Source organism: Pantoea sp. X-Soil-TKNS-1279 (genome assembly GCF_059730565.1).
Genome location: NZ_AP035948.1, coordinates 1,558,761 through 1,574,498, shown reverse-complemented (window position 1 = coordinate 1,574,498; position 15,738 = coordinate 1,558,761). Strand labels below are relative to the sequence as shown.

Annotated in this window: 10 protein-coding genes; 4 read left to right on the top strand and 6 right to left on the bottom strand. The window is 54.2% G+C overall.

The features are described 5' to 3' along the window. The first annotated feature begins 218 nt into the window (after positions 1–218). The 4 genes from pncB (at position 219) to AC6I8N_RS07285 (ending at position 5,785) form a co-directional block, all read left to right on the top strand. Positions 219–1,439, top strand: a complete 1,221-nt coding sequence (gene pncB, locus AC6I8N_RS07300; protein ID WP_497830374.1) for a nicotinate phosphoribosyltransferase — start codon at positions 219–221, stop codon at positions 1,437–1,439. Positions 1,440–1,598: 159 nt separating this feature from the next. Beyond that, positions 1,599–2,999: an asparagine--tRNA ligase gene (asnS, locus tag AC6I8N_RS07295; RefSeq protein WP_497830373.1), complete on the top strand. Its 1,401-nt coding sequence runs from the start codon at positions 1,599–1,601 to the stop codon at positions 2,997–2,999. Between the two features lie 300 nt (positions 3,000–3,299). Beyond that, on the top strand, positions 3,300–4,394 hold the full coding sequence (gene ompF, locus AC6I8N_RS07290; RefSeq protein ID WP_497830372.1) for a porin OmpF: 1,095 nt from the start codon (positions 3,300–3,302) through the stop codon (positions 4,392–4,394). Positions 4,395–4,594: 200 nt separating this feature from the next. Then, a complete protein-coding gene (locus AC6I8N_RS07285) occupies positions 4,595–5,785 on the top strand; it encodes an amino acid aminotransferase (RefSeq protein WP_021182620.1) in 1,191 nt (396 codons plus the stop codon). A gap of 81 nt (positions 5,786–5,866) precedes the next feature. Here the strand turns inward: AC6I8N_RS07285 and AC6I8N_RS07280 are convergent, their stop codons facing one another. The 6 genes from AC6I8N_RS07280 to mukF form a co-directional block, all read right to left on the bottom strand. Then, on the bottom strand, positions 5,867–6,496 hold the full coding sequence (locus AC6I8N_RS07280; RefSeq protein WP_021182619.1) for an MBL fold metallo-hydrolase: 630 nt from the start codon (positions 6,494–6,496) through the stop codon (positions 5,867–5,869). Between the two features lie 37 nt (positions 6,497–6,533). After that, the gene (gene mepK / locus AC6I8N_RS07275) at positions 6,534–7,085 is read right to left on the bottom strand and encodes a peptidoglycan L,D-endopeptidase MepK (RefSeq protein ID WP_021182618.1); all 552 of its coding nucleotides are present in this window, start codon (positions 7,083–7,085) and stop codon (positions 6,534–6,536) included. A 189-nt stretch (positions 7,086–7,274) separates the two neighbouring features. Next, positions 7,275–9,083: a L,D-transpeptidase gene (gene ldtD, locus AC6I8N_RS07270; RefSeq protein ID WP_497830371.1), complete on the bottom strand. Its 1,809-nt coding sequence runs from the start codon at positions 9,081–9,083 to the stop codon at positions 7,275–7,277. Positions 9,084–9,239: 156 nt separating this feature from the next. Next, entirely contained in the window at positions 9,240–13,706 is a 4,467-nt protein-coding gene (gene mukB / locus AC6I8N_RS07265; RefSeq protein ID WP_497830370.1) for a chromosome partition protein MukB, read from the bottom strand. After that, on the bottom strand, positions 13,703–14,428 hold the full coding sequence (mukE, locus tag AC6I8N_RS07260) for a chromosome partition protein MukE (protein WP_497830369.1): 726 nt from the start codon (positions 14,426–14,428) through the stop codon (positions 13,703–13,705). The genes mukB and mukE overlap by 4 nt, the downstream gene beginning before the upstream one ends. Beyond that, a complete protein-coding gene (gene mukF, locus AC6I8N_RS07255) occupies positions 14,409–15,731 on the bottom strand; it encodes a chromosome partition protein MukF (RefSeq protein ID WP_021182614.1) in 1,323 nt (440 codons plus the stop codon). Before mukF ends, mukE begins: the two co-directional genes overlap by 20 nt. Positions 15,732–15,738: the final 7 nt, after the last annotated feature.

Below are 15,738 nucleotides of genomic sequence, written 5' to 3'. Positions count from 1 at the left end.
ATCGTTAAAAGGTATACCCGTCAAAGTCTAAGCGGGTTGGGCCTCACTTGCCACGCACAATGCGTGCCTTAGCAGAAAATGCTACAATTTATTAACAATGGCACAAATGACCATCGACCTGCCCCCTGCAAATATGGTGTGATCGCGGTCTATTACTGTTTTATACTCCTGCGTCTTTATGACTTTGTTGAACACCGGGCTATGCTCCGCGGAAGAGGATGCTGAAACGCACCATGACAGGACACGCTTCCCCGATTTTGACCACGCTGCTTGATACCGATGCCTACAAGCTTCATATGCAGCAGGCCGTATATCATCGTTACTACGATGTCCCGGTCACGGCGGAATTTCGCTGCCGCGGCACCGAGTTACTCGGCGTCTACACGGATGAACTCCGCACCCATATTGATGCGATGCATTCTCTCGCCCTGAGTGAAGAGGAATATCGTTATCTTTCTGCCCTTCCCTTTTTTGACGCTGACTATCTCAGCTGGCTGCGCGGTTTCCGCTTCGATCCCAGCCAGGTCGTGGTGCGTAATGATCACGGTAAGCTGGCGATCCAGATTAGCGGTCCATGGCGTGAGGTGATTCTGTGGGAAGTGCCATTGCTGGCACTGATTAGTGAGCTGGTGCACCGTCACCGTACCCCGCAGACCGGTGTCGCGCAGGCAGTCGATCACCTGCAACAAAAGTTGACGGACTTTCGCCAGCAGGTCAGCGACCTGGATATGTCCCGCTTCCATTTGATGGACTTCGGTACGCGTCGCCGCTATTCCCAGCCAGTGCAGGAAGCCATCGTCAGCACCCTGAAGCAGGATTTCCCGTGGCTGGTGGGTACCAGCAACTATGATCTGGCGCGTCGTCTGCAACTTAACCCGGTCGGCACCCAGGCGCATGAGTGGTTCCAGGCACATCAGCAGATCAGCCCGGTGTTGGCCAATAGCCAGCGTGCTGCGCTGCAATCTTGGCTGGATGAGTACGACGAGCAGCTCGGCATCGCACTGACCGATTGCATCACTATGGATGCCTTCCTGCGCGATTTCGGTCCCGGCTTTGCCAACCGCTATCAGGGATTGCGCCATGATTCCGGCGATCCGGTGGAATGGGGGGAGAAAGCCATCGCCCACTATCAGCGACTGGATATCGATCCGAAAAGCAAAACGCTGGTGTTCTCCGACAATCTCGATCTGGACAAAGCGCTGGCGCTGTATCGCCACTTTGGTCAGCGCGCCAATGTGGTGTTTGGTATCGGCACGCGCCTGACCTGCGATATTCCGGGCGTAACCCCCCTGAATATCGTGATCAAACTGGTGAGCTGCAACGGCAAGCCGGTGGCTAAACTTTCCGACAGCCCCGGTAAAACTATCTGCCAGGATAAAGCCTTCGTTCGCGCTCTGCGTAAAGCCTTCGACCTGCCGCTGGTGAAAAGAGCCAGCTAACCACCCGACAGCAGGGTACCTGTACCCTGCTGTGCTGCAACAAATCTCCCCGTATCCCGGCAATTTTGCTTGTTTCCTGATGGCTCGTAAGTAACATAGCAAAACCCCGGTATGGGGAATGTATAAATTGACTTCATCCTAATATATAGAGAGATATTTATGAGCGTAGTGCCTGTAGCGGATGTACTGCACGGCCGTGTCGCGGTTGACAGTGAAGTCACCGTACGTGGTTGGGTGCGTACCCGAAGAGATTCCAAAGCCGGTCTTTCCTTTATCGCCGTTTATGACGGTTCCTGCTTTAATCCCGTTCAGGCTGTCGTCAATAATTCTCTGAATAATTATCAGGACGAAGTGCTGCGTCTGACCACGGGCTGCTCGGTGATTGTGACCGGCAAAGTGGTGGAATCGCCGGGTGAAGGTCAGGCGTTTGAACTGCAAGCCACTCAGGTTGAAGTAGTGGGCTGGGTGGACGATCCGGACACCTATCCGATGGCTGCCAAACGTCACAGCATCGAATACCTGCGTGAAGTGGCGCACCTGCGCCCGCGCACTAACCTGATTGGCGCGGTGGCACGTACTCGTCACACCCTGGCGCAGGCGTTGCATCGCTTCTTCCATGAAAACGGTTATTTCTGGGTTTCCACCCCGCTGATCACCGCTTCCGATACCGAAGGCGCTGGCGAAATGTTCCGTGTCTCTACGCTGGATATGGAAAACCTGCCGCGTGACCCGCAGGGCAAAGTCGATTACGACAAAGACTTCTTTGGTAAAGAAGCCTTCCTGACGGTGTCCGGCCAGTTGAACGGCGAAACTTATGCCTGTGCGCTGTCCAAAATCTACACCTTCGGCCCAACCTTCCGTGCTGAAAACTCCAACACCAGCCGTCACCTGGCTGAATTCTGGATGCTGGAACCGGAAGTGGCCTTCGCCACACTTGATGATGCTGCGGCCCTGGCGGAAGCCATGCTGAAGTATGTATTCAAGGCAGTGTTGGAAGAGCGTGCTGACGATCTGGCGTTCTTTGCGGAGCGCGTAGACAAAGATGCGATTTCTCGCCTGGAACGTTTTGTTAGTGCAGATTTCGCCCAGGTGGACTACACCGATGCCATCGAGATTTTGCTGAAAAGCGGCCAGAGCTTCGAAAACCCGGTCTCATGGGGCGTCGATCTGTCGTCAGAACACGAGCGTTACCTCGCTGAGAAACACTTCAAAGCCCCAGTGGTGGTGAAAAACTATCCGAAGGATATCAAAGCGTTCTACATGCGTATGAATGACGATGGTAAAACCGTGGCAGCGATGGATGTCCTGGCGCCTGGCATCGGTGAAATCATCGGTGGTTCGCAGCGTGAAGAACGTCTGGATGTCCTGGATGCACGCCTGGCTGAGATGGGTCTGAACAAAGAAGATTACTGGTGGTACCGTGACTTACGTCGTTACGGCACCGTGCCACACTCTGGCTTCGGCTTAGGTTTCGAACGATTAATCGCGTATGTCACTGGTGTACAAAATGTAAGGGATGTTATCCCCTTCCCACGTACGCCGCGCAACGCCAATTTCTAAAATTCGCGATTAATTATAAGTAATTCATATATATAACGAGGTCGGCTATGCCGGCCTTTTTTTATTTTTGTAAATTTAGAGTTCTCTCACAAAGTTCCCGAAAATTTACATCTTGCAATACAATTTTTCTTTTTGATACCTAATTGCGAGATTAGTAGCATTTTCGGGGTAGAATTACCAACCCCGGGATGGAAAGATGCGTGCAGACACAGGAGACACCAAACTTCTTTCAAGGTTCCCGTAAAGGTTTCTTGACGGCAGTGGCAGGTGTCCAAATAACTCCAATGAGGGTAATAAAAAATGATGAAGCGCAACATTCTTGCAGTGGTTATCCCTGCTCTGTTAGCTGCTGGTGCAGCAAACGCAGCAGAAATCTACAACAAAGATGGCAACAAATTAGACCTGTACGGTAAAGTTGATGGTCTGCATTACTTCTCTGACGACTCTGGCAACGATGGCGACCAGTCTTACGTGCGCTTCGGCTTCAAAGGTGAAACTCAGATCACCGACCAGCTGACCGGTTACGGCCAGTGGGAATACAACATCCAGGCTAACAACTCTGAAGGCGGCGACGACGCACAAGCAGGCAACAAAACCCGTCTGGGCTTTGCTGGTCTGAAATTCGCAGACGCAGGTTCTTTCGACTACGGTCGTAACTACGGCGTTGTTTACGACGCAATCGGCTGGACCGACATGCTGCCGGAATACGGCGGTGACTCAGGTTACTCTGACAACTTCATGGCGGGCCGTTCTACCGGTCTGGCTACCTACCGCAACACCAACTTCTTCGGTCTGGTTGATGGTCTGAACTTTGCTCTGCAATATCAGGGCAAAAACGAACGTTCTGACGATCCGCGTCGTGCAAATGGCGACGGCTGGGGTACTTCAATCTCCTATACCTCTCCGATCGGTGTTGGCATCGTAGGTGCTTATGCTTCAAGCGACCGCACCACTGAGCAGAACCAGATGACCTTTGGTAATGGTGACAAAGCTCAGCAGTGGGCAACTGCTCTGAAATATGACGCGAACAACGTGTACCTGGCAGCAATGTACAGCGAAACCCGTAACGCAACCTACATCAGCCAGAGCGATGCTGCTGGTAATACTCTGGGAACTGGTTTCGCTAACAAATCTCAGGTTATCGAATTCGTTGCTCAGTACCAGTTCGACTTCGGCCTGCGTCCGTCTGTTGCCTACGTACAGTCTAAAGGCAAAGACATCGAAGGTATCGGCGATGCTGACCTGTACAAATATGTTGAAGTGGGCGCAACCTACTACTTCAACAAAAACATGTCTACCTATGTTGATTACAAAATCAACCAACTGGACGACAACAACCCGCTGGGCCTGGCTACCGACGACGTAGTTGCAGTGGGTCTGGTTTACCAGTTCTAATCTACCGATTAGTACCGTGTAATACCTTAAAAACGGAGCCTTCTGGCTCCGTTTTGCTTTTCAGTGATCCACTTCGCAATAAGCGGTATTAATCGCAGCCGCAGCATTATTTCTTTTTCGTCTCAACGGTTGGCAACGGTGCCGACTGACGCTAACCTGATAGCTCATTTCGCTAAAGTTCACGCAACTGGACCTGACTCATGTTTGAATCGATCTCTGCCGCACCCGCCGATCCTATCCTTGGTTTGGCCGACCTGTTTCGCGCCGACGACCGCCCGAATAAAATCAACCTTGGCATTGGTGTTTATAAAGATGAAACCGGAAAAACGCCGGTGCTCACCAGTGTGAAAAAAGCTGAGCAATACTTGCTGGAAAATGAGACCACCAAGAATTACCTCAGCATTGATGGCCTGGCTGATTTTGCTCGTTGCACGCAGGAACTGCTGTTTGGTAAAGAGAGCGCGCTGATTGCCGCTGGGCGTGCCTGCACCGCTCAAACGCCGGGTGGTACAGGCGCACTGCGCGTTGCTGCCGATTTCCTCGCCAATCAGACCAGCGTGAAACGTGTCTGGGTGAGCAATCCAAGCTGGCCGAACCACAAAAACGTCTTCAACGCTGCGGGTCTTGAGGTCTGCGATTATCAGTATTACGATGCCGCCAACCATACGTTGGATTTTGACGGCATGGTTGCGTCACTGCGTGAGGCGAAAGCCGGTGATGTGGTGCTGTTCCACGGTTGCTGTCACAACCCAACCGGTATTGATCCGACCACCGAGCAATGGCAACAACTGGCCGCTCTGTCTCAGGCAAATGGCTGGCTGCCGCTGTTTGATTTCGCCTATCAGGGCTTTGCCCGTGGTCTGGATGAAGATGCAGAAGGCCTGCGCATTTTTGCCGCTTCGCATCAGGAGTTGATTGTTGCCAGCTCATACTCAAAAAACTTCGGTTTGTATAACGAACGTGTGGGTGCCCTGACGGTGGTTGCCGCCAATAGCGATGTGGCAAAAACTGCGTTCAGCCAGGTGAAGTACAGCATTCGCGCTAACTACTCTAACCCACCGGCCCACGGTGCGGCGGTGGTGGCGACCATTCTGGGTAATGATGCACTGCGTACCATTTGGGAGCAGGAACTGACCGATATGCGCCAGCGTATTCAGCGTATGCGTCAGCTGTTCGTTAACACGCTGGCCTCAAGCGGCGCAGAGCAGGATTTCAGCTTTATCATCAAGCAGAACGGCATGTTCTCGTTCAGCGGCCTGACCAAAGATCAGGTGGTGCGTCTGCGTGAAGAGTTTGGGGTTTACGCGGTGAATTCAGGACGTGTTAACGTCGCGGGAATGACGCCAGACAATATGTCGGCGCTGTGCGAAGCGATTGTGGCAGTGCTGTAAGGATTAACCCGTAGCGGCGCGATTTATCACGCATTGCGAAAAAGACGCGTGATAAATTACGCCGCTACGGTTTATGCAGTTTTATTGCAGAAATGGATTACTGATACGTTCGCGGCCCAGCGTGGAAATCGGGCCATGTCCTGGTACAAAAGTCACATCATCGCCCAGCGGCAGCAGTTTGGTTTTGATAGCCGCGATTAAATCGCTGTGGCTGCCCTGCGGAAAATCGGTTCGACCGACACCACCGTTAAAAATCACATCACCTGAGATCAACAGACGACCGGCGCGGTCAAAGAACACGATATGGCCTGGAGTATGTCCCGGACAGTGCAGCACTTCCAGTGTCACTTCACCGACCTGCACCGTTTCACCCTCTTCCAGCCAGCGGTCTGGCGTTAACGGTGCACATTCCGGCAGACCAAACATGCGACTCTGAGTCGGCAATGCCTCCAGCCAGAAAGCATCCAGTAACTGTGGTCCGACAATCGGCGCCTGAAAATGTGCTGCCAGTTCAGCCGCAGCACCCACATGATCGAGATGCCCATGCGTCAGCAGAATCTGCGTCGGCGTGATACCACGCTCTGAAAGTACGGCGATAATGGTTGCAGCATCGCCGCCCGGATCCACCAGCGCAGCCTGCTGAGTATCGTCACCCCAAATGACAGAACAATTCTGAGAAAATGCGGTGACCGGAATGATGAGGTAGTTCATAGCGCTCCATGACCGACACACGCAGCGCTGTCGGTTTTTACGACCAGTGCCTTACAGGACCGGTGTCAATGTGAACAAAGTTGCTGCGCGGGTAATATCCTACACCACCTGCACGCAGAGATAACGCCGCTTTGCGAACATTGCTCAGGGAAATGCCTTCGATATGGAAGTCCATCGCCTGACCTTTGGTGTGATAACTGTGTTTCGCCACGCCAGGACCGGACTCACGCAACATATTGTTGGTAGCAATGGTGCGATAGCCTGAAACCAGTTGAATCGGTTTACGTGTTCCCAGCGCGGCCTGGAGGCGATAAATCTGATCAAACAAATGTGGATCGATGGTTTTGATCTGATTGGCGCGATAATCACGGAAGAAGTGATTTAAACGAGCTAACTCATCCTTGTCATAACTCTTGCCGTTAAAAAACTCTGTTTTGAGGGTTTCACCGGTGTGAAGGTTATTAAGCGTCAAAATACGCGGCCGGGAGGTGGACATCGAGGCCAGTGCGGAGCCAGGAAGAAGTGCCAGACCTGCCGTTGCGCCTCCGATCAGGAGCAATTTGCGACGCTGAGAATCAAAATTAGCCATGAAACGGGGTTACCTGAGATTAAAGCGATAAAAAAATGTGTAAAAAGCACACAAGGCGGAACATTAACGTTAGCCTCAGACTCAGTCAACCCAGAATAAGGGAAAGAAAATGCAGAACCGGCGCAAAATCGCAATTTTGCTGCCGGTTGTATGAAAGTTAACCAGAAAGGAGATGAATTAAATCAATCACTAGAGTAGCAATTGACCAGCTTTGGTCAGCACCTGACTCCCCGAACGGGCCGGATTATCATAATTGTAAATATCTGTACGATATTGCGGTTGACCATCTTCCGCCACCCAGGCCGTCAGATAATAGAGGTTAACCGGGATACGATGACGAATCGGGATGTAGCGCGTGCTACCCTCTTTCAGGGTGTCAGAGATACGGCTGTCATTCCACCCCGCATCCTGAAGCAACAAATCCGCCAGTTCAGACGCCTTATTCACCCGGACACAGCCAGAGCTGAGCGCACGAATATCACGCTGAAACAGGTTGTGGTTCGGCGTATCGTGCAGATAAATCGCATCCGAGCTGGGCATATTGAATTTATAACGCCCCAGCGAATTCATTGCACCAGGAGCCTGACGGATACGGTAAGGGAAGCTGGCGGCTGAAACCATATTCCAGTCGAGCGTGGAGGGATCGATGACTTGCGCATCAGCGCTCCAGCCTGACAACAGGGTATAACCGTGTTTATACAGATAACCCGGGTCCTGTTTGACCTTCGGCACAATGTCCTGGCGCACCAGCGAAGTCGGCACATTCCACGGCGGATTGAGCACCACATTATTCAATGCGCTGCGCATCAGCGGCGTTTTGCGATCCGGACGTCCGACGATCACGCGTGACGACAGGATGGTGGCACCATTGTTGTAGTAGGTCAGTGAATAGTTAGGGATATTGACCATGATACCGTTATGCATATCATCCGGCAGCAAACGCAGCCGTTGGATATTGAGTGCCAGCAAAGCGGCGCGCATTTGCGGCGAGACATTCAACCATTCGCGAGTGCGCGGACCAATCGCGCCATCATCGGCCAGGCCTTGCCAATGCTGAAAGCGTTTTACGCCGTCCACCAGCGCAGCATCATAGACATTGTTGGCCGCTTGCACAGGATTCGCTGCGACATTGCCCGGCGCTTGTGGTGCCTGAGCGGAGAGATCATTCACGCTGGCTGCCGAGGGGCTGACCGCAACGGGCTGCGCACTCTGACTGACCGGCACCGGTGCCACAGGCACAGCATCGTCTGCGGGCGTCGGTGTCGCGCTATGCCCGGTCAACATGCCGGTACGTTGTAAAATCTCACGCAGGGCAGGCACATCATTACTGATTTGGCCGGGCCGCAGCGTACCGCTATCACGTAATTGCGGCCACGGGCGGTTGTCGGTCAACAGGGTTTTCAGCGCTGCGTGCATGGGAGCGTATTGCGGATGTTGCGGCTCAAGCGAGATGACAAAGGCATGGCTTCCGCCACCATTTACCGCGTTTTGCCACTGGTTAATCGCCGCAATGGTGGGCATCGCCATCTTGTACGGCACGTTGCTGTATAACCAGGTTTCGCCCTGCGTCGGCACGCCGGAGACAAATTGCAGATAGCCCAACATGGCATCACTCAGCACGATATCGCGCGCCAGCCCTTTTATCGCTGGGTTGGTCAGTAACCCTACCCAGCGCGTAAACTGCGGCTGTACCCCGGATAATGCCACTTCCGCCAGTTGCTGCTGAAACGCCTGCACCGCCGTGCGGTCCTGCCACAACGGCGCCATATTACGGGCGGCATAAATACCTGCCAGCCCGGGAAGATAGAACGGTTGTTCGCTGGGGCTGAAAACCTGCTGAATCTGACGCTGGCTATCCGCGACCGACAGAGTATGGTGCGTCGTACCCGGTAACGCTGCGATAATTGCCGCATGGCTGGCCGCCAGTGGCGACAATACCAGTGACAAACTGAGTGCTATGACAGCACGATTAAATCTGCTCTTATTATTCAGCAACATCCCTGGCCCCCTTCTCGCCTAAGACACAGCCGACTCGCTATGCTGTGTACTACCTTATACATATTTTTGAGTATACAAATAAAAACGGCATTTGCCTCTGGTAGCAAATGCCGTTTACACATTAACTGTAGCGATGAATTTTAACCACAATTCCCGCTACGAATTTTCTGTTTCCAGGTCCGGCGCGTTATTTTCTCGCTTCACCGGTGCCGGATCCGCTGAGAAGCCACGCAGGCCCACCACATGAACGTGTTCGGTGTTGTTAAATACCTTACGCACCAGTTTATAAGTGGTCCCTTTTTCCGGACTGATATTTTCCGGGGCGGCAATCACCAACTGCATTTCCAGACGCTCGCACAACTCAAACAAAGTGGCGATGGAACGCGCATCAAGACGCGCGGCTTCATCGAGGAACAGCAGACGGCATGGGGAAATATCTTTGCCACGCAAACGGCGTGACTCCTCTTCCCAGCTCTGCACCACCATCACCAGAATCGACATACCGGTACCGATCGCTTCACCGGTTGAGAGCGCACCACTTTCCGCGCGTAGCCAGCCATCGGAGCCACGGTTAACCTCAACCTCCATCTCCAGGTAGTTGCGGTAATCGAGCAGCTCTTCACCAATGGTCTGTGGCGTACGCTGGCCCATATCGATTTGTGGATTCAGGCGCTGATACAACTTCGCCAGCGCTTCAGAGAAGGTCAGGCGATTGCTGTTAAACAGATCCTGATGCTGTTCGTGTTCCTCTGACAGCGTTTCCAGCAGCATTGAGTGCGTTTCACGCACGTTCACGTTCAGCCGCACGCTGCGCACCTGACCAAAGCTGACCGCTTGCAAGCCCTGGTTAAGCTGACGAATACGGTTCTGCTCACGCTGAATGGTTTTACGAATGATGTTGGCGACGCTGCGCGAACTGATCGCCAGCGTCTGCTCGCGCGCCGTCAGCTCCTCCGTCAGGCGGTTCAGCTCAATCTCCATCTGTTCAATCGCTTCCACCGGATCATCGGTACGAATGATGTCCTGACGAATACGTTCACGCAGATGCTGGTAGACCGCGATAAAGAACTGAATTTTACGCTCCGGACGTTTCGGATCTTCCGACATCCGCAATACATCGCGGAGATGTTCGTTATCCGCCACCGCCAGACGCAGGGCGCCCAACGCCTTATCCGACATTGAACGCAATTCATCGCCGCTCAGATAAGCCAGTTCACGACGATGCAGGCGTCGCTCGACACCATTTTCTTTCACCAGGCGCAGCACCGCGCACCAGCCCGCTTTCGCCGTGACAACCTGCTCGCGTATCTGGTGATAATCACGCTCCAGCTTGCGCAATTTCTTCTGTAGGCTGTCCATTTCTGCTTCGCAGAAAGTGAGCTGTTTTTCCAACTGGTTACGGCGCGCACGGTTATGGCTTAACGCGGTATAGAGTTCATCGCGGCGGGCGCGTGCACGCTCCTCGGCGCTGGCATCGGCATGCACACCGATGTCCTGCATCTCCTGCTGCAACTCTTTCAACATGTCGCGTTTAGCGTCATACGAACTTTTCAGGGAAGCCAGCACCTGGGAATATTGCGTCAACTGAGCCTGATGTTCACGCAGACGTTCGCGGGCGCGACTGCGCTCACCCTCTGCCTGCTCAAGACGCTGACGTAACTTCTCGTTGAGGTCGCTGTTACCGGTCAGCATGCCAGCCGAGTCTTCGTAGCTGAAATGTGCGCGACGCTGAACCACTTCGGTAAGCGCAAACGCCTGCTGACGCGCCTCACGCTGCAACTGCTGCGCCTGCTGATAATCACGCTCCAGCTGATCATGCTGCTGCGGATCGCTCTGTAGCACCGGCAACAACGGCTCCAGTTTGCCGAGTTTGTTACTGTGCTGATGCAGGAAACGCGCCGCTTCCTGTGCTTCTTCGACGCGCTCACGGATCTCTTCACAGCGATCCGCCAGCGTATCATCCAGCAGCAGCGTCACGCGCGGCAGCAGGCGGTTCAGTTGGGCCACGCCCTCTTTCGCCTGTTCGTACTGCATGCGCTGCTGTTGGTTATCGTTTTCATGCTGACTCAGCGCGCGTTCCAGTTCGCCGCGACGGCTGTTGAGCTGGCGAATCAAGGCTTCCGGGTCTTCGTCAAACGCTACCGCTAAATGACTGCCGATAAAGCGGCTGAATGACTGATGCAGGCGCTGGGTTTTCTGCACATCAAAGGAGAGCGTTGCATAACGTTCCGCCAGTTGATCGCGTTCGTTGTTTAACAGCTCCAGCTGATTCTCACGCGCGGCACGGCCAAATAGCGGCACCTTCGGGAAGCGGGAGTAGCGCCACTGACGCTCGGCCACCTTCACCACTACCGCGTTTTCCAGCTCATCAACGCCGAAAACGCTGTCATCAAATGACTGCGGATCCCCTTCAATCAGATACAGATCTTCCGGGCAATCTTCCAGGCCATTCAGCAGCTCACGCACCAGTGAGAGATCCGGCACCACAATCGCATGGCGCGATGGACCATAGAGCGCGGAGAAGTACGGCGCATCGTCCAGCGTGACATCATCATAAATTTCAGACAGCAATACGCCGCCAAAACGCTCAGCAAGCTGTGTCAGACGTGCATCTTCTGCACCACCCGGCTGGCTGAGACGTTCGATTTGCTTCTCAACGTCACGTTTACGTGTCGCCACCTCATCACGTTCGACGGTGGTTTCGCGCTCGCGCTCCAGCAACTGCTGCATAAATTCGGTGATTTGCTGGCTGCTTGTCAGCTGCTGTCCGGTTTGCTCGCTCAGCTGCGTCAGGATCTCCTGCGCAGCCAGCCAGTGCGGCGCGCGCGCGGTCAGCGCGGTGATACGCTCACGCAGTTGCTCCAGCTCCTGGCGCATCAGCATACGGCGTTCACCGGCATCGGCAACGCTGCTGCTCAGCTGCTCAATCTGCGCTTCCAGCTCACGCTGTAAGCCTTCCAGCGCATCGGCATCATATTGCTGCCCCTGACGCTTACAGAAATCTGCCAGCAGACGCTCGGCTTCGTTCTGCTCGCGCAGACGCTGTTCCAGCTCGTTCAGACGCAGACGCAGCGAGGAGAGTTGTTCGGCATGATGGCGCTGATTGGCCGCATCACGCAGCAATTCACGCCCGACCTGCCAGGCATCCTGACGGTTAACGTCACCTGCAATGCTGATAACCAGCGCCAGTGCCTGTTCAAATTGGCTGTGCGCCGCTTCAGCAACGCTGAGTTTCTGTTCCAGACGCAACAGTTTTTCGGTCGCTTCTTCTTCGCGAGCCTGAAAAGTTTCCTGCCACTCCGCAGCGTTATCGATGGACAGATCCGGCAATTGACACTGCGCACGGGCTTTATCCAGTGCCTGCAATGCCTGTTGATACTGAATGGCGCGGGTTTGCTGCACATCCAGCGCCTGCTGGAAGTCGGCCAGTTGGCTTTTCAGCTCATCCACTTCCACTTCTGCCGCTTCGGCGCGTGCTTCATTTTCTTCATGCACTTCACGCGCTTCAGCCACCACCTCGTTCTGCTCTTCGAGACGGTAAGTCAGCTCTTCCAGATCGGCATCGTAACGCTCGATCTTCTCCTGCTGACGCATCGCCGTCTGCACCAGATTCAGGTGATCGCTGGCTGCCTGATAATCGGTTTCCAGATCGTTTTCCGCGCCGCTGTGCTCAGACAGCTCTCGCGCCATTTCGATGTGGCGATACTGTTCCGACGCCAGTTGGTTACGGCTGGTAAACAGCTCATTACGCAGTTGCAATGCGCCATCCAGGTGGATGCGGCGTTCATTGGCGTGACGCATGTAATCCGCCGAAACGTAGCTGGTCGCTTCGGAGATCAAATGCTTAAACAAATCGCGGTCTGACTGGGTAACGCGAATCGCTTCCAGCGTCATGCGGTTTTCACGCAGTGCCGCTTCCATATCCTGGAAGGCTTTACGCACGCCGCTGTTTTCCGGCAGCAGGTAATCACGTAACGATCGGGTAATGGCGCTGGAGATACCGCCGTATAACGACGCTTCAATCAGACGATAGAATTTGCTGCGATCGCCCGCGGTACGCAGGCGGCGCGGCACCACGCCAAGTTCGAACAACGTGGCATGATAATCCGTTACCGAGCTGTACTGGCGGAACTGCACGCCTTCCTGCGCCTCGACACGATCTTTCACTTCGGTCAGCGGCAACACACGCGCCTGGCGACTGCCGAGGATCTCAGTCAGGATATCGGTAGGTTGTGTATCGGTGGGCAGGCCGTGAATGCTGAACGGCTTGATATCCACCTTCTTATCACGCCCGGCGACCTGTTGCAGACGCACGCCCACCACTACGCGCTGATGACGTGAGTTGACCACATCCAGCACCGCATAGCAGACGCCCGCACGCAATTTACCGTGCAAACCTTTGTCGCGCGAACCGGAGGTCGCCCCGGCTTCGGTGGTGTTACGGAAATGCAGCAGCGTCAGATCCGGAATCAACGCCGTGACAAAGGCCGCCATAGTGGTGGATTTACCCGCACCGTTGCCGCCTGACAGCGTGGTCACCAATTCATCAAGATCAAAGGTACGGGCAAAGAAGCCGTTCCAGTTGATCAGCGTTAGCGAACGAAATTTACCGCGTTCAATCATGCCTGTTCATCCTCCGCGTTATCACTCGCTTCACTCTCGACGTCGTTGTCATTGTCGCTTTCTTCGGTGGCCGGAGCAGTTGTAATCAGCATGGCTTCACCATCGCGAATCAGACGCAGCTGCGCTTCGCGGGCATCATCACCGCTGCGCACATCCGCCCCGAACCGGAACACCGATTCGGTGATACGGAATTTGCTGCTGTCATTGCCCATAAACCACACCATGCCGAGACGACGCAGGCGGTTCAGTGAAGCACGCATCTTCTCCTGCAACTTGGCACGATCGAGGTCAGAACCGGTGGAGCGCTGGTTCACCAGCTTGAGCAGTTTGCTCTCATCCGCCAGCGACAGCAGCTCATCGTACAGCTCCTGCTGGGTGAAAATGCCTTCGTTGGCAAGACGTTCCGGGCTGAGATAGAGGTAACACAGGATTTTGCCGACCATCATATCCAGCTCGGACAGTACCGAGCGCGGGATCAGCGTGGTTGAACGCGGGCGCAAATAGAAAAAACCTTCCGGCGCGCGGATCAGTTCCACGTTGTAACGCGCATAAAACTCTTCCAGATACTCCTGGTAATCCATCAGGAAAGCATGATTATCCAGCTCTTCGATGCCAATATGGCGTCCTGCGCGTAACTGGCTATCGAGCGCAGGAAAAAGGGGATTTGCCAGTGCCAGCGCCAGTTTGACTGGCATCACTTGTTCAATATTTGTCGATGACATGTGCCTGCACCTTGGCTCCGTATTCATTAATGGTCTGCCATTCCGCAGGCAGACCGGCTAAATCAGCCTCGGCGACGCCAAGACGAACCGCCTGATCGATGACAATGCGCGCCAGATCAAAATGACGCGCGCGCGGATATTGCGCCAGATAGTCACGCATCACCGTCGCGAGGTTAAGGGGTTTGTGTTCCTGCTTATACACCTGTAAGGCTTCTTCAATCATCGCCGCCAGCTGCTCACGAATCTCGTTAAACTCTTCGTACTCCAGCTCCGCCGGCAGCTCGCCCATCACCTCGTCGTTACGCAGCGTCATCTCTTCGTCGCGCATATCAAACAGGCGGTCGGCATTGGCGTAAGTCAGCGCCCAGGGTTGGTCGAAATAGTTTTGTACCGACAAACGTAAACGCTGGGCGAACACGCGGTTCTTGTCCATGTCGATGGCGGTACGAATGAATTTGTGAACATGGCGGTCATAACCGATCCACAGGTCAATAGCCTGCTGGCCCCAGCTGATAATGCGGTCCAGCTTGTTTTGCAGATCAAACACCAGCTTGTCGACAAAACCGAGATCCGGGCTGCTCAGGGTAGCGTCCTGGATACGCAGCAGATTGGCCTGCAACTTATCGCCCGCCGCCTCCAGCGTATCCTGCAACTCACGCAGGGTGCCGGAGGTTTCTGACAGCAGCATTTCACAACTGGAGATCGCCGCGCGCCAGTCTTTGTTCAGCAGATCGGCGATATCGGTCTTCACCGCCTGCTGCTGTTCATCCATCAGGCGTTGCGTCATGTCGATACTGTCGAAGATCTCCGCCACCGAATATTTCAGCGGCGCAAACACGTTGCGATGCCAGTGAAATTCATCACCGTCTTCTTCCGCAGCATCCGCCGCACGTTTCAGCTCTTGCGCCACGATCGACAACTGCATCGACAGACGCAGGGTGGAAAACTCACGCTGGCGAATATAGTAGTCAGTGATACCGATAGCCAACGGTGTCAGGCGGTAAATCGCATGGCCTTCCGTCAGTTCGCTGGTAAAACGGTTGAGCAGACGCTGCCGCACCATATCGTTGATGGCGTTATTGGCACGCACCTGAACGGTTTCGTGGGTTTGTTCGAACGCTTTACTGACATGACGAAATGCGTCAATCAACTCGCCTTCACTCATCTCACCGTCCATCCGCTCACCGTTCAGGGTGGCGATAGCCAGCAAAAACGCCAGACGTTCAACCGGCAGCGCAAGCGAAAAATCGTTCTTGCGCGCCCATGCCACCAGTTCGGGCACCGTCTGGGAAAAATCGCTCATAGTTGGT

Bases quoted from the DNA above. Each gene is read 5' to 3' on its own strand.
- pncB (WP_497830374.1), top strand. From the start codon at position 219: ATGCTGAAACGCACCATGACAGGACACGCTTCCCCGATTTTGACCACG.
- asnS (WP_497830373.1), top strand. From the start codon at position 1,599: ATGAGCGTAGTGCCTGTAGCGGATGTACTGCACGGCCGTGTCGCGGTT.
- ompF (WP_497830372.1), top strand. From the start codon at position 3,300: ATGATGAAGCGCAACATTCTTGCAGTGGTTATCCCTGCTCTGTTAGCT.
- AC6I8N_RS07285 (WP_021182620.1), top strand. From the start codon at position 4,595: ATGTTTGAATCGATCTCTGCCGCACCCGCCGATCCTATCCTTGGTTTG.
- AC6I8N_RS07280 (WP_021182619.1), bottom strand. From the start codon at position 6,496: ATGAACTACCTCATCATTCCGGTCACCGCATTTTCTCAGAATTGTTCT.
- mepK (WP_021182618.1), bottom strand. From the start codon at position 7,085: ATGGCTAATTTTGATTCTCAGCGTCGCAAATTGCTCCTGATCGGAGGC.
- ldtD (WP_497830371.1), bottom strand. From the start codon at position 9,083: ATGTTGCTGAATAATAAGAGCAGATTTAATCGTGCTGTCATAGCACTC.
- mukB (WP_497830370.1), bottom strand. From the start codon at position 13,706: ATGATTGAACGCGGTAAATTTCGTTCGCTAACGCTGATCAACTGGAAC.
- mukE (WP_497830369.1), bottom strand. From the start codon at position 14,428: ATGTCATCGACAAATATTGAACAAGTGATGCCAGTCAAACTGGCGCTG.
- mukF (WP_021182614.1), bottom strand. From the start codon at position 15,731: ATGAGCGATTTTTCCCAGACGGTGCCCGAACTGGTGGCATGGGCGCGC.